The sequence below is a fragment of the Lactobacillus sp. HMSC08B12 genome, from assembly GCF_001808415.1.
Taxonomy (GTDB): domain Bacteria; phylum Bacillota; class Bacilli; order Lactobacillales; family Lactobacillaceae; genus Lactobacillus; species Lactobacillus delbrueckii.
This window is the reverse complement of the sequence record NZ_KV793169.1, coordinates 1-6,333: the sequence shown is the minus strand read 5'-3', so window position 1 is coordinate 6,333 and position 6,333 is coordinate 1. Positions and strand designations below refer to the sequence as shown.

Genomic DNA, 6,333 nt, shown 5'->3' with positions numbered 1-6,333 from the left:
TGAAAAAGCCTAAAAAAATCCTCTAGCTTCAGCTAGAGGACAAGAATGTGTTCATTAGTGTCCACTTGAATATTAATGGATATGTTTTTGAATTCGGTCTTCATGGCTTTAGTCATGCTGATGTGGTTCCTGCCGGACCAGCGGGCCAAGGAATGGCGGGAAAAAATCAATAACAAGGAATAGCAAGAAGCAAATAAGAACAGAGAAAAAATCCACAAGCCTGGCTTGTGGATTTTTGTAATTATAAGGCTAATTCAAGCAGGTCGACCTTGGTGTCACCGATATCGTCGTAGTGGACCGTTTCCTGGCTGACAAAGCGCCAGCCGTTCTTTTCATAGAGGCGGCGGGCAGGGACGTTGCCGTCCATGCTGTCCAAGCGGATAGCCGTGCAGCCCAGCCCCTTGGCCCGGTCTTTGATGAAGGATAAAAGGGAAGAGGAGAGCCCTTGCCGGCGGAAGGATGGGTGGACGCCGTAGAGGTGAAGAACCGCGATTTCATCATCCTTGGCGGCGGTTGGCCAGGCAAAATTGCTATAAAGTGGGTCGTTGCCGACAGTTAAGATGCCAGCTGAGGCAATCTTGCCGTCCTTGATGCCGACCACGGCCCGTTTTTGGTCAATGGCTTCCTTGATGTCTTTTTCAGTAGGGTAGATTCCCCAGTGCCAGTCGGCCCCGAACTGGTCCTCTTTTTGGTGGGCGCAGATGTCCTGGTAGAACTGGCAGAGGGCAGCCAAGTCAGCTTCCGTTGCCAAGCGGCAGTTTAATTCAGTCATATTTTTCTCCTTAAATTTTTTTTGTTTTTTGCTTATCACTCTAAGTAGATTTTAGCAAAAAGACTCCAGGGGAAACAAAAAAAGGAACTGGGTAAACCAGTTCCTTTCGCTTGGTGCGGACGAGAAGACTTGAACTTCCACGACCAAAAGCGGTCACAAGATCCTTAGTCTTGCGCGTCTGCCAATTCCGCCACGCCCGCAAGCACATCTACTAGTATAGCAAAGGCAGGGAAAAGTGCAAGTGCTTTTTGCAAATAAAAATAATAAGTTTTTTGTCCTAAGCCCTTGCTTTTTCTCCTGGATCGGGTATACTAGTAGTCGTGCCTTGCGAAAAGGCCAAGCAAAATAAATGGCCCGTTGGTCAAGTGGTTAAGACACCGCCCTTTCACGGCGGTAACATGGGTTCAAATCCCGTACGGGTCATATGGAGGATTAGCTCAGCTGGGAGAGCATCTGCCTTACAAGCAGAGGGTCACAGGTTCGAGCCCTGTATCCTCCATTTTTTATTTTGAATTTATTTCTTTTTATTTTCAATTACATGGCAAAAGCAGCTCAGGAGTAAATCCTCAGCTGCTTTTTTCTTTATCTATTCTCTTTTTTAGCAAAAATCAGTCCAGATCCAGCTGCCGCTTGACTTCGTTTGCCATGTTATCAGCCGGGATGACGATTTCCCGGGAGCTGTGGCCTAAGAAGGCCTCCATGGCCTTTGGGGCAGGGCCGGTTAGGTCAGTCAGTTCCTTAAGGGCTGGCATGCCTTTTTCCTTAACATTTTGCCCGCTGATGGCGTGGTAGACGGTTTCCGGGAACTTGTAAGGGCTGGCAGTAGAGAGGACGACAGTTGGTTTATCGTCTTCTTCCTTAAAGCGCTTGGCGGCTAAAGAAGCAACAGCCGTGTGCGGGTCGATGACATAGCCGCTCTCTTCGTAAACCCGCTTGATTTCGCCTTCGATTTCTTCTGGAGTGGCGTAGTCGGCCCAGAAGCCGGAAAGCTTCTTTTGCATGTCTTCTGGCAATTGGTATTCGCCCTTTGTATTCAGCCGCTCCATCAAAGACTTGACTGTGGCCGGGTCCTGGCAGAGGTCAAAGAGTAGGCGCTCCAGGTTGCTGGAGACCAGGATGTCCATGGATGGGGAGTTGGTCACGTAGAAGTCCCGCTTCTTGTCATACTTGCCCGTCTTGAAAAAGTCGGTTAAGACATTGTTCTTGTTGGAAGCGCAGATCAGGCGGCCGACTGGCAGGCCCAGTTTTTGAGCATAATAGCCGGCCAGAATGTCGCCGAAATTGCCAGTTGGCACGGAGAAATTGACGGGATCGCCAAAGGCAATGGCTTCTTGGTCCAGCAGCTGCTTGTAGGCGGCGAAGTAGTAGACGACCTGGGGCAAGAGGCGGCCAACATTCATGGAGTTGGCGCTGGAGAAGGTCAAATCGTGGTCAGCCAGCAAACTGTTCATGTCCGGGTCGTTAAAAATCTGCTTGACCCTGGTCTGGGCCTGGTCAAAGTTGCCCTCAACCGCTACAGCCACGGTGTTGTCGCTGTTTTCGCTCAGCATCTGCTTGAGCTGGATCGGGGCCACCCCTTGGTAAGGGTAAAAGACGATGACCCGGGTTTTGGCTAAGGACTGGAAGCCCCGCATGGCGGCGGTCCCGGTGTCCCCGGAAGTCGCGGTCAAAATCACGATCCCCCTGTGGTCGTCTGAGTTTTCCAAGGCTGTCTTCATCAAGCGGGGCAGGCACTGCAAGGCCACGTCCTTAAAGGCCAGGGTTGGCCCGTGGAAGAGCTCCAGGTAGTAATTGCCGGCCTTCTTATCAGTCAGCGGGGCGATCCGGTCGTCATCCCATTGCTGGCCGTAGGCGCCTTTAACAATCTCTGCCAGCTGCTCTGCACTGTAGTCAGTCAAGAAGAGGGCCAGGATCTTTTTAGCCATATCCTGGTAAGGCAGGGCAAAAATTTCCTTTAAGGCAGCGGCTGAAAATGGAGCCGGAAATTCTTTAGGCACGAAAAGGCCGCCATCTGGGGACAGGCCTTGGACGATTGCCTGGGCAGCGGTAACTTCCTGCCCCTGGCTGCGGGTACTGCGGTAAATCATAAATCCTCCCTAAAAGTCAGATGCGTGATCTGTAAACTAGTAACAATGGTTGAAAAAAGATTTTTTCCTTTATGGCTAATTATAACGGGGAAATCATTTTTCTAAAAGGGAAAGCATGATAAAATGATTAAAAACTAGCGATTGCCAATTATTGAGGTGAAATAGCGTGAAAATCAAAGTTCCAGCATCCAGCGCCAACCTGGGCCCGGGTTTCGACTCCATCGGGGTGGCCATTTCCTTGTACCTAACCATTGAAGTAATCGGGGAGAGCGACCACTGGCAGGTAGACCATAACTTAGGGGACCTGCCAAGCGGGAAAGACAATATGATCGTCCAGGCGGCTTTAAGCGTCAAGCCGGATTTAACCCCCCAGCACCTGCGGGTGGAATCAGACATCCCCCTGGCTCATGGCCTGGGCTCCAGTTCCAGCGCCATCGTGGGCGGGATTGAACTGGCCGACCAATTGGGGCAACTCAACCTGGCTCCCCATGATAAAATCGAAATTGCGGCCCAACTGGAAGGGCACCCGGACAATGTAGCCCCGACCATTCTGGGCAGCCTGGTTGTCGGCTGTAAGGTCAACGGCCACTTTACAGCCGTCAAGGCCCCGGTACCACCTTTTGCCATGATCGCCTACATCCCGGCCTATAACTTAAAGACCAGCGATGCCCGGGCCGTTTTGCCCAAGCAGCTTTCCTTTAAAGAGGCGGTTCAGGCCAGTGCCGTGGCCAACACGGCGGTAGCGGCCCTTTTTGCCCAGGATTATGAAAAGGCCGGGGAGTTAATGGAGGCTGACCTCTTCCATGAGCGCTACAGAAGCAAATTGGTGCCGGAACTGGAGATCATCCGCAATGTCGGCCATGAGCATGGGGCGGTAGCGACCTACCTGTCAGGAGCCGGCCCGACCATTATGAGCCTGGTTGCCCCCCAGCATATCAGTGACTTTGTCGAGGCGGTCAGAGAGGCGGGTTTAAAGGATGGAATCCGCCGGCTGGAAGTTGCCCCGCGGGGTGCTTTTTGGCAGAAATAAGGAAGAAAAGGGCGGGCTGGACAGGAAAAGGAAGTTTTTGAGCAAAAATCTTGCCAAAAGGCTTGCATTCCTGTCGCATTTCTGTATAATAAATAAATGTCGGTTGACGAAAGTCAGCCGTAGCCCACTTGGGTCGTTAGCTCAGCTGGCAGAGCACCGGACTCTTAATCCGGGTGTCCAGGGTTCGATCCCCTGACGACCCATTTGCGCTTAGGCGCTAGTTAAATAAACCCAATTTGGGTCGTTAGCTCAGCTGGCAGAGCACCGGACTCTTAATCCGGGTGTCCAGGGTTCGATCCCCTGACGACCCATCGCGAGACATCATGCGTGTGCATGATGTCTTTTTTGCTTTTAGGCAAATATTTTAAGGCAGTTAAGGCCGGGTAAAATATTACAAATGTTACAGAAAATGTCTTCCCTGTAATCTATTCTTAACTGGACCGTTACTTTTTTGCTATGGTTTTGAAATTTGGCCCTGTTAACATATAGACTGTCAAATGACATAAGAGTAGCAAGAAGGAATTTGCCAAAGGAGAAGTAACTTGGCAGATGAGAGCTTGCGACAAGCAAAGGAGAATTTTTTTGAACATCAAATCTAACGTACTTAAATCAGTATTTGCTGCAGGCTTGGCTTTGACTGGCGTGGCAGCGATCGGCTTAGGCACGAACGGTCAAGCAGACGCGGCAACCATCGGTGACAGCGTAACGGTTGACTACATTGATGGACAATCAATTGCAACTTGGTCAAATTACTACACTGCTACGGTTACCGGTTCCGTTAAGGACGGCAGCTCATGGAAGGTAGTTAAGACTGCCCGCGACGCTTCAGGTGAAAAGTGGTACAAGATCGGCAAGCGCCAATGGATCATGGCCAAGTACACCACTGAAGCATCAACTGCTTCAAACAGCACTTACAACGCGAATACTACCAGCACTAACACTGCTAACAGCACGACCAGCTCAACTGGCACTGGCTACACTACGAGCTACAGCTCATCAGCAAATAACTACGGCTACGGCTCAAACTATAACTACAGCTACAGCGCGAATACTGGCGCAGCCAACACTTCCAGCTACAGCGCAAGCACGACCAGTTCAAGCACTTCTGCTTCAACTTCAACTGCTTCCGCAAGCACTTCCAGCTCAACTTCAACTTCTTCATCATCATCTGAAGAAGCAGCTAAGGCTTGGATCGCAAGCAAGGAAAGCGGCGGCTCATACACTGCCTCAAACGGTAACTACTACGGCAAGTACCAATTGAGCTTGAGCTACTTGAATGGTGACACTTCTGCCGCCAACCAGGAAAAGGTTGCCAACAGCTACGTTCAAAGCCGGTATGGTTCATGGACTGCAGCCAAGGCCTTCTGGCAAGCTAATGGTTGGTACTAATCAGCTGCTGGTCAAAGATGGTTCCTTTCGGGGAACCGTCTTTTTCTTTGCCTTTTTGTGGAGAAAAGAGCTGCTAAACAAGGTATAATAAAAGAGATGGGATAGGATTTGAATTGAGAAATAGAGGTTCAAAGATGAAGAAATTTTTCGTAAGCGCGGCAGCCGTTTTGGCAATCGGGACGGCTTTCGCGGCTAGCCAGGTAAGACCAGTTGCAGCCAGCAGCCGGCAGGCGGTTTTTACCCTGCCTAAGGGCTATACTAAGGCCAACTTGAAGAAGGCCTACTGGTACTCCAACTTGTCTAAGAGCCAGCAGAAGAAGTGGCTGAAAAACAAGAAGAACGCGGCTTGGCTGAAGAAGTGGCGGAAGATCAACGTTAAGGGGATGCAGGCCAATACTTTTGACCAAAGTTCCTGGTCAGAGTCCAGCAAGGACAACAAGACCATTGTTAAATTGACCAATGGCCACTTGAATACCAGTCAGTCCAAGACTCTGGCGACCTACTCCCTCCGCTTGATCAACCAGGCCCGGGCCAAGCTGGGCCTGAAGAAGTGGAAGTACAGCAAGGGGACCCAGAAGCTGGCCTTGGAAATTTCCAAGGAATACGTGGCAAACAAGAAGACCATCGCCACTGGCCACTATGTGCCAGGGATCGTCCGGGCCACTAACCGGGTCGGCTTGAAATTGCCAAGCAACTACAACTATGTCGAAGACATGGCCGGCTTTAAGGACGGCAGTCAGGTGACCATGACGGCTATGAAGAAGGACATCTACTTTGGCTTGAAGACCATGATGTTTGGCTACCGCTATGCTAACCAGAGCAAGGTCAAGCAGCTGAGCCAGTACACGGAATGGGGGCACGCGGGGGACCTCATGAATACCCAGGGCGGCAAGTATGACGGCGACTGGGACTACTACGGCTTTAACGTTTCCTACACTAACGGCACTTACTCCCTGCACTATATCGGAGTGCCAGCCCACCTTAAGTGGGCCTACGGCGGCGCCTACTGGGGCAGCTTTAAGGCTTAGGGCTTCAATTTCAGCCAGCTCGTGAAT

At 50.9% G+C, this 6,333-nt stretch carries 5 protein-coding genes and 5 tRNA genes; 7 read left to right on the top strand and 3 right to left on the bottom strand.

The window, feature by feature from the left end; all coding sequences use genetic code 11:
* Window positions 1–241: 241 nt before the first annotated feature.
* Window positions 242–772: a GNAT family N-acetyltransferase gene (locus HMPREF3168_RS05715; RefSeq protein ID WP_070488978.1), complete on the bottom strand. Its 531-nt coding sequence runs from the start codon at window positions 770–772 to the stop codon at window positions 242–244.
* 111 nt (window positions 773–883) lie between these two features.
* Window positions 884–972, bottom strand: a tRNA-Leu gene (locus tag HMPREF3168_RS05710).
* Window positions 973–1,123: 151 nt separating this feature from the next.
* On the opposite strand from HMPREF3168_RS05710, the gene HMPREF3168_RS05705 reads away from it, so the two are divergent.
* Together HMPREF3168_RS05705 and HMPREF3168_RS05700 are read left to right on the top strand one after the other, a co-directional pair.
* Window positions 1,124–1,195, top strand: a tRNA-Glu gene (locus HMPREF3168_RS05705).
* A 3-nt stretch (window positions 1,196–1,198) separates the two neighbouring features.
* Window positions 1,199–1,271: transfer RNA gene (locus HMPREF3168_RS05700), tRNA-Val, on the top strand.
* A 109-nt stretch (window positions 1,272–1,380) separates the two neighbouring features.
* Here the strand turns inward: HMPREF3168_RS05700 and thrC are convergent.
* Window positions 1,381–2,859: a threonine synthase gene (gene thrC, locus HMPREF3168_RS05695; protein WP_070488975.1), complete on the bottom strand. Its 1,479-nt coding sequence runs from the start codon at window positions 2,857–2,859 to the stop codon at window positions 1,381–1,383.
* A 166-nt stretch (window positions 2,860–3,025) separates the two neighbouring features.
* Between thrC and thrB the strand changes: the two genes are divergently transcribed.
* The 5 genes from thrB to HMPREF3168_RS05670 all read left to right on the top strand — a co-directional run bounded on the left by thrB (window position 3,026) and on the right by HMPREF3168_RS05670 (window position 6,306).
* Complete coding sequence (gene thrB / locus HMPREF3168_RS05690) at window positions 3,026–3,889, top strand: homoserine kinase (protein WP_070488972.1); 864 nt, start codon at window positions 3,026–3,028, stop codon at window positions 3,887–3,889.
* A 130-nt stretch (window positions 3,890–4,019) separates the two neighbouring features.
* Window positions 4,020–4,092 (top strand) — tRNA-Lys (locus HMPREF3168_RS05685).
* A 35-nt stretch (window positions 4,093–4,127) separates the two neighbouring features.
* Window positions 4,128–4,200 (top strand) — tRNA-Lys (locus HMPREF3168_RS05680).
* Between the two features lie 271 nt (window positions 4,201–4,471).
* The gene (locus HMPREF3168_RS05675) at window positions 4,472–5,278 is read left to right on the top strand and encodes an aggregation-promoting factor (RefSeq protein ID WP_070488968.1); all 807 of its coding nucleotides are present in this window, start codon (window positions 4,472–4,474) and stop codon (window positions 5,276–5,278) included.
* A gap of 134 nt (window positions 5,279–5,412) precedes the next feature.
* Window positions 5,413–6,306, top strand: coding sequence for an SEC10/PgrA surface exclusion domain-containing protein (locus tag HMPREF3168_RS05670; RefSeq protein ID WP_070488965.1), 894 nt, complete (start codon window positions 5,413–5,415; stop codon window positions 6,304–6,306).
* Window positions 6,307–6,333 lie beyond the last annotated feature (27 nt).